This window comes from Micromonospora sp. RB23 (genome assembly GCF_053585025.1).
This window is the reverse complement of the sequence record NZ_CM132111.1, coordinates 2,772,409-2,784,487: the sequence shown is the minus strand read 5'-3', so window position 1 is coordinate 2,784,487 and position 12,079 is coordinate 2,772,409. Positions and strand designations below refer to the sequence as shown.

At 73.6% G+C, this 12,079-nt stretch carries 13 protein-coding genes; 3 read left to right on the top strand and 10 right to left on the bottom strand.

All coding sequences use genetic code 11. The features are described from left to right. Positions 1-72: 72 nt before the first annotated feature. The 6 genes from ACTFTM_RS12785 to argC all read right to left on the bottom strand — a co-directional run bounded on the left by ACTFTM_RS12785 (position 73) and on the right by argC (position 5,945). Positions 73-588 (bottom strand): arginine repressor, encoded by a 516-nt coding sequence (locus tag ACTFTM_RS12785; protein ID WP_449565990.1) that lies wholly within the window; start codon positions 586-588, stop codon positions 73-75. Then, positions 585-1,520 carry an ornithine carbamoyltransferase gene (gene argF, locus ACTFTM_RS12780; RefSeq protein WP_449565989.1) on the bottom strand — a complete coding sequence of 312 codons (936 nt, stop codon included), beginning with the start codon at positions 1,518-1,520 and terminating at the stop codon, positions 585-587. Before argF ends, ACTFTM_RS12785 begins: the two co-directional genes overlap by 4 nt. Next, complete coding sequence (locus ACTFTM_RS12775) at positions 1,517-2,758, bottom strand: acetylornithine transaminase (protein ID WP_449565988.1); 1,242 nt, start codon at positions 2,756-2,758, stop codon at positions 1,517-1,519. Before ACTFTM_RS12775 ends, argF begins: the two co-directional genes overlap by 4 nt. Beyond that, on the bottom strand, positions 2,755-3,660 hold the full coding sequence (gene argB, locus ACTFTM_RS12770) for an acetylglutamate kinase (protein WP_449565987.1): 906 nt from the start codon (positions 3,658-3,660) through the stop codon (positions 2,755-2,757). Before argB ends, ACTFTM_RS12775 begins: the two co-directional genes overlap by 4 nt. 114 nt (positions 3,661-3,774) lie before the next feature. Further along, positions 3,775-4,947: a bifunctional glutamate N-acetyltransferase/amino-acid acetyltransferase ArgJ gene (argJ, locus tag ACTFTM_RS12765; RefSeq protein ID WP_449565986.1), complete on the bottom strand. Its 1,173-nt coding sequence runs from the start codon at positions 4,945-4,947 to the stop codon at positions 3,775-3,777. Next, positions 4,944-5,945 carry an N-acetyl-gamma-glutamyl-phosphate reductase gene (gene argC, locus ACTFTM_RS12760; protein ID WP_449565985.1) on the bottom strand — a complete coding sequence of 334 codons (1,002 nt, stop codon included), beginning with the start codon at positions 5,943-5,945 and terminating at the stop codon, positions 4,944-4,946. The genes argJ and argC overlap by 4 nt, the downstream gene beginning before the upstream one ends. A gap of 115 nt (positions 5,946-6,060) precedes the next feature. On the opposite strand from argC, the gene ACTFTM_RS12755 reads away from it, so the two are divergent. Continuing rightward, the gene (locus tag ACTFTM_RS12755; RefSeq protein WP_449566621.1) at positions 6,061-6,207 is read left to right on the top strand and encodes a helix-turn-helix domain-containing protein; all 147 of its coding nucleotides are present in this window, start codon (positions 6,061-6,063) and stop codon (positions 6,205-6,207) included. 146 nt (positions 6,208-6,353) lie between these two features. Continuing rightward, the gene (locus ACTFTM_RS12750; RefSeq protein ID WP_449565984.1) at positions 6,354-8,222 is read left to right on the top strand and encodes a BTAD domain-containing putative transcriptional regulator; all 1,869 of its coding nucleotides are present in this window, start codon (positions 6,354-6,356) and stop codon (positions 8,220-8,222) included. On the opposite strand, the gene ACTFTM_RS12745 is transcribed toward ACTFTM_RS12750, so the two are convergent. From ACTFTM_RS12745 to ACTFTM_RS12735, 3 genes are read right to left on the bottom strand one after another with little or no spacing between them, the layout of a single operon-like run. Next, positions 8,192-10,036 carry an ABC transporter ATP-binding protein gene (locus ACTFTM_RS12745; RefSeq protein ID WP_449565983.1) on the bottom strand — a complete coding sequence of 615 codons (1,845 nt, stop codon included), beginning with the start codon at positions 10,034-10,036 and terminating at the stop codon, positions 8,192-8,194. The two genes, ACTFTM_RS12750 and ACTFTM_RS12745, sit on opposite strands and share 31 nt — an antisense overlap. Beyond that, entirely contained in the window at positions 10,033-10,572 is a 540-nt protein-coding gene (locus tag ACTFTM_RS12740; protein ID WP_449565982.1) for a TlpA family protein disulfide reductase, read from the bottom strand. Before ACTFTM_RS12740 ends, ACTFTM_RS12745 begins: the two co-directional genes overlap by 4 nt. A gap of 38 nt (positions 10,573-10,610) precedes the next feature. After that, positions 10,611-11,165 carry a MauE/DoxX family redox-associated membrane protein gene (locus tag ACTFTM_RS12735; RefSeq protein WP_449565981.1) on the bottom strand — a complete coding sequence of 185 codons (555 nt, stop codon included), beginning with the start codon at positions 11,163-11,165 and terminating at the stop codon, positions 10,611-10,613. 157 nt (positions 11,166-11,322) lie between these two features. Between ACTFTM_RS12735 and ACTFTM_RS12730 the strand changes: the two genes are divergently transcribed. Continuing rightward, complete coding sequence (locus tag ACTFTM_RS12730) at positions 11,323-11,538, top strand: hypothetical protein (RefSeq protein WP_355053115.1); 216 nt, start codon at positions 11,323-11,325, stop codon at positions 11,536-11,538. Between the two features lie 67 nt (positions 11,539-11,605). Here the strand turns inward: ACTFTM_RS12730 and ACTFTM_RS12725 are convergent, their stop codons facing one another. Beyond that, positions 11,606-12,070 carry a S26 family signal peptidase gene (locus ACTFTM_RS12725; protein WP_449565980.1) on the bottom strand — a complete coding sequence of 155 codons (465 nt, stop codon included), beginning with the start codon at positions 12,068-12,070 and terminating at the stop codon, positions 11,606-11,608. Positions 12,071-12,079 lie beyond the last annotated feature (9 nt).

The window sequence follows — 12,079 nt, the reverse complement described above, 5'->3', positions numbered from 1 at the left end:
ATGCTCGTCAGCCCCCCATCCGGGCGTCGCGGACCGCAGCCGTCCGGCTCGGCGTGCCCCACACGTGCGCGGTCATGGTGCGCTGTTCCCTTCGACGCTGTCGTCCCGGCGGGCCCAGCCGGCGAGCTTGTCACCGAGCGCAGCCCCACCGACGGCCTCACGGGCCACGACGAGAATGGTGTCGTCGCCGGCGATGGTGCCGACGACCTCGGGCAGGCCCGCCCGGTCCAACGCGCTGGCCAGGTACTGGGCCGCGCCCGGCGGGGTACGCAGCACCGCGATGTTGCCGCTGGCGTCCACCCCGTTGAGCAGTTCGCGCAGCAGCCGTACCAGCCGGGCCGGCGCGGCCTCGGCGTCGCGCAGCGGCCGGTTGCCGTCCTCCGGGATCAGATAGACGGCCGGGCCGTCGCCGCCACGTACCTTGACCGCGCCCAGCTCCTCCAGGTCGCGCGACAGGGTCGCCTGGGTGACCCCGACGCCGTCGGCGGCGAGCAGGTCGGCCAGTTCGGTCTGCGACCGTACGGGCCGGTCCCGGATCAGCTCGACGATCCGGGCGTGCCGGGCGGCGCGGGTCAACGGTGCGGTCATCGCTGCTCCCCCGTCGTTGTCAGCAGGAACGTCAGCAGCGCCTTCTGGGCGTGCAGCCGGTTCTCCGCCTGGTCGAACACCGCGCTCTGCGGACCGTCGAGCACCTCGTCGGTGATCTCCTCGCCCCGGTGGGCGGGCAGGCAGTGCAGCACGATCACGTCCGGCGCGGCGTGGTCGAGCAGCTCCTTGTTGACCTGGTACGGCAGGAACGGGGTGACCCGGTCCAGCCCGTCGGTCTCCTGACCCATCGAGGTCCAGGTGTCGGTCGCCACCACGTCGGCGTCACGGACCGCCTGCGCCGGGTCGGTCAGCACCCGTACCGATCCGCCGGTGCCGGCGGCGATCTCGGTGGCCCGCCGCACGACGGCCTCGGCCGGGGCGAACCCGGCCGGACCGGCGATCCGCACGTGCATCCCGGCCGTCACCCCGGCCAGCAGGTACGACTGCGCCATGTTGTTCGCGCCGTCGCCCACGTAGGTCAGGGTCCGGCCGGACGTGCCGCCGCACCGCTCCCGGATGGTCAGCAGGTCGGCCAGCAGTTGGCAGGGGTGGAACCCGTCGGTGAGCGCGTTGACCACCGGAACGGTCGCGCCGCTGGCGACCTCGGCGATCCGGTCGTCGCCGTGGGTACGGAGAACGATGGCCGCGACGTAGCGGGACAGCACCCTACCCGCGTCGGCGAGCGTCTCGCCCCGGCCGAAGTGGGTGACCTGGGTGTCCACGACCAGCGGATGCCCGCCCAGCTCGGCGATGCCGGCGTCGAACGAGATCCGGGTCCGCAGGCTCTGCTTGTCGAAGAGCACCGCCACCGAACGGGGGCCGGCCAGCGGCTGGTGGCCGAACCGGTCGGTCTTCATCCGGGCCGCCAGGTCGAGCACGCTCGACTGCTCGGCGGGCGTCAGGTCGTCGTCGCGCAGGAAGTGCCGGATCATGCGATCGTCCTCGTCGTGGTGGGCTGGGTGGAGGATACGGTCCTCGCGGGGGCGCTCGTACCAGCCGCCGGGGCCGCCGCGTCGAGAGCCGCCGGAAGCGCGGCCAGGAACGCGTCGACCTGCTCGGTGCTGAGGATCAACGGCGGGGCGAGCCGGAGTACGCCCGGCTGCACCGGATTGGTCAGGAAGCCGGCCTCCCGCAGCGCCTCGGCCAGGACCGTCGCCACCGGCGCGGCGAGCACCACGCCGAGCAGCAGACCGGCCCCGCGTACGCCCGCGACGAGCGGGTGGTCCAACGCCTCGATGCCGCGACGCAACCGTTCCCCGACGCGCTTGACGTGGTCGAGCAGTCCTTCGTTGGCGATGGTCGCCACCACGGCGAGCGCGGCGGCGCAGCTCACCGGGTTGCCGCCGAAGGTCGTACCGTGCGAGCCGGGCGTGAGCAGGTCGGCGGCCCGGCCGAAGGCGAGCGTCGCGCCCAGCGGCAGCCCGCCACCCAGACCCTTGGCCAGGGTCACCACGTCGGGCTCCACGCCCTCGGCCTGGTGGGCGAACCAGTGCCCGGTCCGGCCGATGCCGGTCTGCACCTCGTCGAGCACCAGCAGCGCCCCGTGCCGGGCGGTGATCCGCCGAGCCGCCGTCAGGTAGCCGGTCGGCGGTACGACCACGCCGTTCTCACCCTGCAGAGGCTCCAGGATCACCATGGCGGTGGCGTCGGTGACCGCCGCCTCCAGAGCGCTCACGTCGCCGTAGTCGACGTGGGTCACCTCGCCGGGCAACGGCCGGAACGGGTCCGCCTTGGCGGGCTGACCGGTCAGGGCCAGGGCGCCCATGGTGCGACCGTGGAAACCGCCGTTGGTGGCGACCACATGAGTGCGCCCGGTGCGCCGGGACAGCTTGAAGGCGGCCTCGTTCGCCTCCGCGCCGGAGTTGGCGAAGAAGACCCGGCCGGGTCGGCTGCCGGCGAGCGCCAGCAGCAGCTCCGCGAGAGCCACCGGCGGCTCGGCGACGAAGAGGTTGGAGACGTGCCCCAGCGTGGCCACCTGCTTCGACACGGCGGCCACCACCGCCGGATGGGCGTGACCGAGGGCGTTCACCGCGATCCCGCCGACCAGGTCCACGTACTCGCGGCCCGCCTCGTCGACCACCACGGCGCCAGCGCCGGAGACCAGCGCCAGCGGCGGCGTGCCGTAATTGTCCATCATGGACTGCGTCCACCGTTGCACCAGGCTGCTCATGCCCCGACCGTCCCGTTCTGCGGCACCACCATCGTTCCGAACCCTTCCGACGTGAACACCTCGAGCAACGTGGAGTGCGCCACCCGGCCGTCGACCACGTGCGCGGCGGGCACGCCCCCGCGCACGGCCCGCAGGCAGGCCTCCATCTTCGGCACCATCCCCGACTCCAGGCGGGGCAGCAGCTTCGCCAGGTCGTCCGCGGTGATCTCCGAGACCAGGCTGGCGGTGTCCGGCCAGTCGGCGTACAGGCCGGCCACGTCGGTGAGGACGACCAGCTTGCGGGCCCGTAGGGCGACGGCGAGCGCGGCGGCGGCGGTATCCGCGTTGAGGTTGTGCAGGACACCGTCGGCGTCCGGCGCGACCGTCGAGATCACCGGGATCCGACCCGCGTCGATCAGGTCGGTGACCGCCGAGGTGTCCACCGACTCGACGTCGCCGACCTGGCCCACGTCGACCGGCTCCCCGTCCACGTACGCCGGGCGGCGCACCGCCGTGAACAGCCGCGCGTCCTCGCCGGAGAGGCCGACGGCGTACGGGCCGTGGGAGTTGATCAGCCCGACCAGCTCCCGGCCGACCTGCCCGACGAGCACCATCCGGACCACGTCCATCGCCTCGGCGGTCGTCACCCGCAGGCCGCCGCGGAACTCGCTCGCGATACCGAGCCGGCCCAGCATGGCCGAGATCTGCGGGCCGCCGCCGTGCACCACGACGGGCTTCAGACCGGCGTAGCGCAGGAACACCATGTCGGCCGCGAACGCCCGTTGCAGCTCCGGCTCGGTCATGGCGTTGCCGCCGTACTTGACCACGACGGTGGAGCCGGAGAAACGCGCCAGCCAGGGCAGCGCCTCGATCAGCGTCTCCGCCTTCACCTGGGCACGGGTGAGATCACTACTGAGATTCACGGGGCCGGCCTTTCCTTCGCGACTGCGGTACTCCGCTGCGCTGCGTTCCTCGCGCTCACCCTGCCGGCCTTTCGTTCGCGACTGCGGTACTCCGCTGCGCTGCGTTCCTCGCGCTCATGTTGAGTAGGCCGAGTTCTCGTGCACGTACGCGTGGGACAGGTCGTTGGTCCAGATCGTGGCCGTCGAATCGCCCGCGTGCAGGTCGATCCGGATCGTCACGTCCCGTCCGGTGAGGTCGACCTTCGAACGGTCCTCGGCGGCGGACCCTCCCCGGCACACCCACACCCCGTTGACGGCCACGTCCACCTCGTCCGGCTCGAACGCGGCGGACGTGGTGCCGACGGCGGCCAGGATCCGGCCCCAGTTCGGGTCGTTGCCGAACAGCGCCGTCTTGACCAGGTTGTTGCGGGCCACCGAGCGACCCACCTCCACCGCGTCGTCCTCGCTCGCCGCCCCCGCGACGTCGATGGCGACCTGCTTGGTGGCGCCCTCCGCGTCGGCGATGAGCTGCTGCGCCAGATCGTGACAGGCCGTCGTGACCGCGGCGACCAGCTCGGCCGGGGTGGGCTCGATGCCGCTCGCGCCGCTGGAGAGCAGCAGCACCGTGTCATTGGTGGACATGCAGCCGTCGGAGTCGACCCGGTCGAACGTGACCCTGGTCGCCGCGCGCAGCGCCTCGTCCAGCGCCGCCGGCCCCGCCACCGCGTCGGTGGTGAGCACGCAGAGCATGGTGGCCATGCCCGGCGCGAGCATCCCCGCGCCCTTGGCCATCCCGCCGACCGTCCAGCCGCTGCCCCGCGCCACCGTCGTCTTGGGCCGGGTGTCCGTCGTCATGATGGCCTCGGCGGCGGCCGGGCCGCCGTCGCGCGACAGCTCCCGGATCGCCGTACGGACGCCCGGCAGCAGCTTCTCCATGGGCAACCGCTCACCGATCAGCCCGGTGGAGCAGACCGCCACCTCGCCGGCGCCGAGGAGCAGGCGCGGGCTGACCGCGCTCAGCGCCGCGGCGGTGTGCTCGGCCGTGGCGTGCGTGTCCTGGAAGCCGGCCGGGCCGGTGCAGGCGTTCGCGCCACCGGAGTTGAGCACCACCGCGCGGACCACACCGCCCTGCACGACCTGCTGGCTCCAGAGCACGGGCGCGGCCTTGACCCGGTTGGTGGTGAAGACACCGGCGACACCGGCGTCCGGGCCGTCGTTGACCACCAGCGCGACGTCCGCGCCACCGCTGGCCTTCAGTCCGGCGGTCACTCCGGCCGCCCGGAACCCCCGAGGGGTGGTGACACTCACGGGGTGACTCCCCAGATCGACAGACCCGTCGTCTCCGGCAGTCCGAGCATCAGGTTGGCGTTCTGCACGGCCTGTCCGGCGGCGCCCTTGCCCAGGTTGTCCAGGGCGCTGAGCACGATCAGCCGACCGGAGTCGACGTCGACGGTCGCCTGCAGATGACACGAGTTGGAGCCCAGCGTGGCGGCCGTGTGCGGCCAGCGCCCCTCCGGCAGCACGTGCACGAACGGCGCGTCGGCGTACGCCTGCGCCAGCACCTGCTGCGGGTCGACGCCGCGGGCCGGCACGGCGGTGACCGTGGCGAGGATGCCGCGTGGCATCGGCGCGAGGACCGGGGTGAGCGACAGGCCGGTCGCCCCGGACGCCTGCTTGATCTCGGGCACGTGCTGGTGGGTGCCGACCCGGTACGGCGACAGGTCGCCCATCACCTCGCTCGCCAGCAGGTGCGGCTTGGCCGCCCGGCCCGCGCCGGACGTGCCCGAGGCGGCGACCACGACCACGTCGGCGGGGCTGGCCGCCCCGTCGGCGATCAGCGGCGCGAGCGCGAGGGTGATCGCGGCGGCGTAGCAGCCGGTGTTGGCGACCCGGGTGGAGCCGGCGATCAGCTCCCGCTGGCCGGGCAGCTCGGGCAGGCCGTACGTCCACTGGCCGGCGTGTGTGCCGCCGTAGTACTGCGCCCAGGCGTACGGGTCGGCGAGCCGGTGGTCGGCGCCCAGGTCGACGACGCGTACCTCGGGCGGGAGTTGGGCCGCGAGGGCCGCCGACTCGCCGTGCGGCAGCGCCAGGAAGACCAGGTCGGCGTCGGCGAGGGTCGACGGGTCGGTCTCGCCGAGCACCAGGTCGAGCCCGGTGAGCTGCGGATGCACCACGTCGACGCGGTGCCCGGCCTGGCGGTGCGCGGTGGCGGCGACCAGGTCGAACTCCGGGTGCCCGGCGACCAGACGCAGAAGCTCACCGCCGGCGTACCCGCTCGCTCCGGCGACCGCGACTCGAATCCCCATACTTACCTCCGCATGACTATGCAGAGGAGACTAGCAAGGGCGATTGTTTCCTGCAAGTTAATACAGCCTACTGCATGGTGATGAGCGAGGGTGACGCTCGGCCCAGAGGGCCCCCATCTGCGGCGCCTCCGAGACGTCCATCCAGAAGGTGCTTCGAGAGCTGCGGTTGGACGGGTTGGTCGACACCGACTACCGGCGGATCACGGTCCGCGATCTGCCGGGCCTGCGCAAGCTCGGTGACCTGGGCCCGAGCGACGACTGACCCGTCTGGGCCACGACGGCGAGCGACGGACACGGAAGGCTCCCCAAAACGAATCGACTGAGTGACCACTCAATCGACTAGCATCATTCTCCGACGGTGGTGGGCCGGTTGTCCGGTCCGCGTGGGGGCACCTGACGGAGGCGCCGGTGGGGCTGTCTTTCGAGATCCTCGGTCCGGTCCGCGTACACCGCGACGGGCAGGCCCAACGGGTGCCGGCCGGTCGGCCCGCCGCCCTGCTGGTCACCCTCCTGCTGAACGCCGGCGTGGCGGTGCCTGTCGAACGACTACGCGAGGAGCTGTGGGGCAGATGCCCGCCGGCCTCGGCCCTGGCGAACCTGCGCAGCCACGCCAGCCAGCTACGCCATCTGTTGGACTCCCCCGGTCACGCCGCCCGGCTGCCCGCCGAACACGGCGGTTACCTGCTGCGGGTCGAGCGGGGTGAGCTGGACGCCGCCGAGTTCGAACGGCTGGCCACCGAGGGACACGCCGCCCGCGTCGGCGGGGACCCTGAGCTGGCCGCCACCCTGCTGGGCCGTGCGCTGGCGCTGTGGTCGTCGACCGACCCGACCCTGGCGTACGGGCCGGCCACCTCGGCCGCGTTCGACCGGCTGCGCGAGCGGCGGGCCACCGCCCGGGAGACGTACGCCGCCTGTCGGCTGGACCTGGGCGACCCGGGCACGCCGGCGCTGCTGAGCCTGCTGCGCGACCACGTCACCGAGCACCCGCTGCGTGAGCCGGCGTGGGTTCTGCTGATGACCGCCCTGCACCGCGCCGGCGACCAGGCAGGCGCGGTGCAGACCTACCGGGCGGCGTGCCGGAGTCTCGACGGGGAGTTGGGCGTCGCGCCCGGACCGGAGCTGACCGAGCTGTACCGGGAGGTCCGCCGGCACGCGCCCCGGCCAGCGGTCCCGCCCCGGCGGCGCGTCGCGCCGCACCCCCGTGAGCGCGTGGACGCGCGAGAGCGCTCGGACGCCGGCGACCGTCCCGCCGACCAGCGCGTGCCGCACGAGCTGCCCTGCCCCACGGCCCCGTTCGTCGGCCGGCGCGCCGAACTGGCCCGACTGCGCGACGCCCTGGGCGATGCCCGGCGGCAGCCGGTCACCGTCGCGGTCTTCGGTATGGCCGGCACCGGCAAGTCGGCCCTGGCCCTGCGCGCGGCCGCGGAAGCGCTGGACGCCTTTCCCGACGGCCAGCTCCACCTCGACCTCGGCGGGTCGGTCGCCGGCACACCACCACCGCCGTTGCAGGTGGCCACGCGCGTCCTGCGGGCACTGCGCCCGGGCAGGGACGAGCCGGAGCCGTCAGGTATCGCGGAGGCCCGGGCCCGCGTCCGGTCTCTGCTGTTCGACCGCCGGGTGCTGCTCGTGCTCGACAACGCCACCGACGCCGTGCAGGTCGACGGTCTACTCCCGGTACGCGGCGGATGCGCCCTGCTGGTGACCAGTCGTACGCCGATCACCAGCGGTGAGGCGCCGGCGCTGCGGCTCGACCCGCTGCCCGCGGCGGACGCGTTGGCGTTGCTGCGCGCCACCGCCGGCGACCGCCCGGTGGACGACGAGCCGGAGGCGGCGTCGGCGGTGGTCAGCCTCTGCGAGCGGCTGCCGCTCGCGCTGCGTACCGCGTCCGGCCGGCTCAGCGAGGGGCCGCACTGGTCGTTGAGCCGGTTGGCGCGACTGCTGGGCGACGAGCGGTACCGCCTCGCCGAGACCGGGCTGGGGCCACGGCTCGGCGCGAGCTACCGGCGGCTCGGTTCGGCGGCGCCGATCTTCCGCCGGCTCGGCCGCGCCCACCCGGGGCCGGTCACCGCGGAGCTGACCGCCGCGCTGACCGGAGCGGCGCCGGAGGACGCCGCACGGGCGCTGGATCGGCTGGTCGCCGCGCAACTCGCCGAACCGGCCGGACCGGGCCGTTTCCACATCGGCGACCTCGTCCGGCTCTACGCCGCCGAACTCGCCGCCGACGAGGCGGGGGTGGACCGTAACGGTCAGACCGGGGCCGGCGCGTCCTGGCGGTAGCCCTGGGCCTGAAGTGTGAAGAGTCGGGCGTACCCACCACCGGCGGCCAGCAGCCGGTCGTGGTCACCGCGCTCGACGACCTGGCCGTCGGAGAGCACCACGATGGCGTCCGCGTCACGTACGGCGTTGAGTCGGTGCGAGATGAGCAGACTCGTCCGGCCCCGTCGCAACTCGCGCAGCCGCTGGTTGAGGTCGTGCTCGGCCTCGGCGTCCAGGCCCGAGCTGGGCTCGTCGAGGATGAGCAGGTCCCGGTCGGCACGCAGGAATCCCCGCGCCAGCGCGACCCGCTGCCACTGCCCGCCGGAGAGCACCACCCCCGCCTGCGGGCCGTCCCGGTCCGTGCCGTCGAAGAAGATCCGGGTCAGCAGGGTGTCGTAGCCCCGGGGCAGCGCGGCCAGCGCGTCATCGATGCCGGCGTGCCGGGCGGCGGCGCGCAGCCGCTCCGGGTCGTCGCGCGCGCTCAGATCGCCGAGGGCGATGTTCTCCGCGGCGCTGAGGTCGTACGGCATGAAGTCCTGGAACACCGCCCCCAACCGTTCGCGCAGCGCCGCAGGGTCGAGGTCACGCAGGTCGACCCCGTCCCACCGGATGCTGCCGCGCTCCGGGTCGTAGAACCGGCAGAGGAGCTTGACCAGGGTGCTCTTGCCAGCGCCGTTGAGGCCGACCAGCGCGGTGGTGCTGCCGGCCGGCAGGTGCAGGTTCACGCCGCGCAGCACCCACGGGTGCTCCGGCGAGTAGCGGAACCACACGTCGCGCAGCTCGATGCCCTCGCTCAGCGGTGGCACCGGACGCGGACTGGCCGGCACCGGCAGGTCCGGCTCGACGTGCGCCACCTCGTCGTAGTGGTCGAACAGCAGCAGCGCCTGGTGGATCGCGCCGAGTTGCCCGACCAGGCCACCCAGGGCACCCTGCACGCCCGGGAGGGCGGCCAGGTAGATCACGACGTCGCCGGGGGTCAGCCGGCCCGCGCCGGCCATCGAGATCGCGTAGATCACCCCGACGCCGGCCACCGTGGCGCCGAGCAGGCCGAGCACCGCCTGGGCGCGTACCTCCCGGCGGTCGAGCCGCTGCTCCACCCGGTGCATGCCGTGCAACTCGTCGAGCATCCGGTCGCCGAAGAACCGGCCCAGACCGAACAGCCGTACCTCCTTCGCCGCCGGCACGCCCACCAGCAACTGGGCGAAGAACAGGTCCCGTCGCTGAAAGTGCTCCAACCGGAGGACCATCGCCGCGCGGGCGCGGTTGAGCCGTAGCTGCATCCACAGGGTGGGCAGCGCCGCCAGCAGCACCAGCGCCCCGATCAGGGGATTGAGCACGAGCAGGACGCCGAGGAAGCCGGCCACCGCCAGCACGCTCTGCACCGCCCCGAACAGGTTGCCGGTCAACTGTGTGGGCCCGATGTGGCCGGTCTGCTGGGCGGCCTGCAACCGGTCCTGGAACTCCGGATCCTCGAGCCGGACGAGCCCGACGAGGCGCTGCACCGCGTCGTACAGCCGGCGGCGCACCAGCCGTGACACCGCGCGGGTCCGCTCGGCCGCCACGTAGGTGCGCAGGTGCGGCAGGACCGCGCCGAGCGCGGCGGCCACCGCCAGGCCGGCACCGAGGGCGGTCAGCAGTACACCGGTCGTGTCCGCGCCGGTGAGCCGGTCCAGCAGCAGTTTGGTCAGCCCGGCCACCAGCACCGGGGTCACCCCGGCCAGGACCGCGAACACCAGGTCCGCCGCCGTGCCCACCGGAGCGGCACGCCAGGTCAGGCCAAGGGCCGCCCGGGCGTGCCGGGCGGCCCTTCGCGGTACCAGCCGCGGCCCGCTCACCGGGCCACCGGCAGATCCAACCGGGCGATGCCGAACGCCGTCGACGCGACGATCCCGCGCTCGTCGAGCAGGCCGAACGCGGGGAACCCCTTGACGCCGAAGGCCAGCGGAAGCGCGCCGGTGCCGGGTTCGACGAAGACGGTTGCCAGGCCCGCGAACTGCTCGGCATACGGCTGGGTCTCCGGGCCCTTGCCGACGACGACGATCCAGACGTGCTCCGCGCCGCCGGGCATCGTCCGCGCCCGGTCCACCAGCACGGGCAGCTGCTCCTCGCAGTGTTCACAGCTCGGCGAGAGGAACGCCACCAGGGTCATCGGGGGCAGTTCGGCGCGCGAGAACACCCGACCGTCCACTGTGGTCGACACGAAGTCGCCGGGGATCGAGCCCACCTCCAGCATGACCGCCGGCGGCTGGCCCTGCTGGTCGCTGAGCAGGTCGGAGTGTTCGCGCAGCCGCCGGATCACGCCGAGCATCAGGACCAGGTTGAGCAGGCCGAGGGCGGCGACGAGTACGACGGCGACGGTCAACAGCGCCATGGGGACTCCTTCGGGGGATGCGGAGAGGTGAACCGGTGTCAGCGCCGTCCGACCGGGCGGGACGGCCGCGAGGGCGTGGAGGCGAAGAGGGCGACCAGGTCGTCGAGGCGGACCACCACGGCGGCGAGCGGAACCGCGACGCCGACGGCGAGCAGCACGGTCGGCGCCGACGGCGGCGGCCCGGTGGCGGTAGCCCAGCCGAGCAGGCCGAGCAGCGCCACCGCGAAGAGGAGGACGTTGCGCGTCACGTGCCGGGCGCCGATCGGCGTGTCGGCGGCGCCGAAGCAGCGGCAGGCCGGGCGGGCGTCCCGGCGCAGCGCCGAGACGATCGCGGCGGTCAGCACACCGAGCAGCCCGGCGGCGAGCAGCAGCCCGAGCGGCGCGGTACGGGCGACGGCGACCAGCAGCACCACGGCGGCCTCGACGGCGACCGCGAGTCGGGCGACCGGCCCGGTCCAGCGCGTCGGTACGCCGAACTGGCCGACCGAACCGACGAACTCGGCGAATCCCGCCCGGGTCCGTAGCTTGCCGACGACCGCGGCGAGGAACACGAGGGCCAGCAGCAGTCGCGCGGTCAGTTCCAGGGCTCGCATCGGTGCATCACCTCCTTGCCGGAGGGCCCACGCTAGGAGCGGTGGATACATCGCAAATACATCGAGGCATGTCGACGTCATGCGCGGCTGTACGAGCGGTGTACCGGCCCGCCGTAGCGTCCCGACCCACAACTCGATCTCGGGAGGAGGTGAACGGATGTTCCGTCGACTGGAGACCCTGGGCGAGCGGATGCTGGGGGTGTTCGTCCCGAAGGTGACGGCGGCCGCCGGCTGTCCGCCGGACCCGTACTGCGCGCTCTGCGGGACGTGCTACTTCAAGCGCTGCAGCACGAACGGCGCCTGCAAGACGACCTGCGGTAGCTGCGGCTACTACTGCAGCGCGGGCGCGAGCACGATGAGCGCTCTCTGCTGAGGCGCTGACGGCGTGCCATCCGGCCCGGGCCGGGTGGCACGCCGTTCCCGCGTTTCCGCGTCGGCGGTCAGTCCGCGCGAGGTCGCGGTCGGACCGTCACGCCGAGCACGTCCGGCTCGGAGATGTAGCCGCACTCGCGGGAGTCGTAGCTCTGCGACGGGTTGTCCCCGAGCACCACCAGCCGGCCGGGCGGGACGACCTGCTCGCCGCCTCGGCGCAGCAGCGGCACCCGGTCCACCGGCACCGGATCGCCGGGCACGGCGTACGCCCGTTTGATCAGCAACCCGGGCGTGCCAGCCGCATCCGGGCGGGTGGGCCGCCCGGCGGTCATCTCGGCCGGGGCCACCACCACGACCACGTCGCCGGGCCGGATCCGGGCCAACGGCACCCGCCGGGCCAGCACCCGGTCACCGGAGCGCAACGTCGGCTCCATGCTGCGCCCCACGACCGCGACCAGCAGCAGATGCCGGCGGGCCCAGAGCAGGCCGACGGTGGCCACCGTGAGCACGGCGGCCACCGCGAGCCATCCCACCAGCGGCAT

Coding starts and splice junctions, on each gene's coding strand:
- ACTFTM_RS12785 (WP_449565990.1), bottom strand. CDS start 588: ATGACCGCACCGTTGACCCGCGCCGCCCGGCACGCCCGGATCGTCGAG.
- argF (WP_449565989.1), bottom strand. CDS start 1,520: ATGATCCGGCACTTCCTGCGCGACGACGACCTGACGCCCGCCGAGCAG.
- ACTFTM_RS12775 (WP_449565988.1), bottom strand. CDS start 2,758: ATGAGCAGCCTGGTGCAACGGTGGACGCAGTCCATGATGGACAATTAC.
- argC (WP_449565985.1), bottom strand. CDS start 5,945: ATGGGGATTCGAGTCGCGGTCGCCGGAGCGAGCGGGTACGCCGGCGGT.
- ACTFTM_RS12740 (WP_449565982.1), bottom strand. CDS start 10,572: ATGGCGCTGTTGACCGTCGCCGTCGTACTCGTCGCCGCCCTCGGCCTG.
- ACTFTM_RS12735 (WP_449565981.1), bottom strand. CDS start 11,165: ATGCGAGCCCTGGAACTGACCGCGCGACTGCTGCTGGCCCTCGTGTTC.
- ACTFTM_RS12730 (WP_355053115.1), top strand. CDS start 11,323: ATGTTCCGTCGACTGGAGACCCTGGGCGAGCGGATGCTGGGGGTGTTC.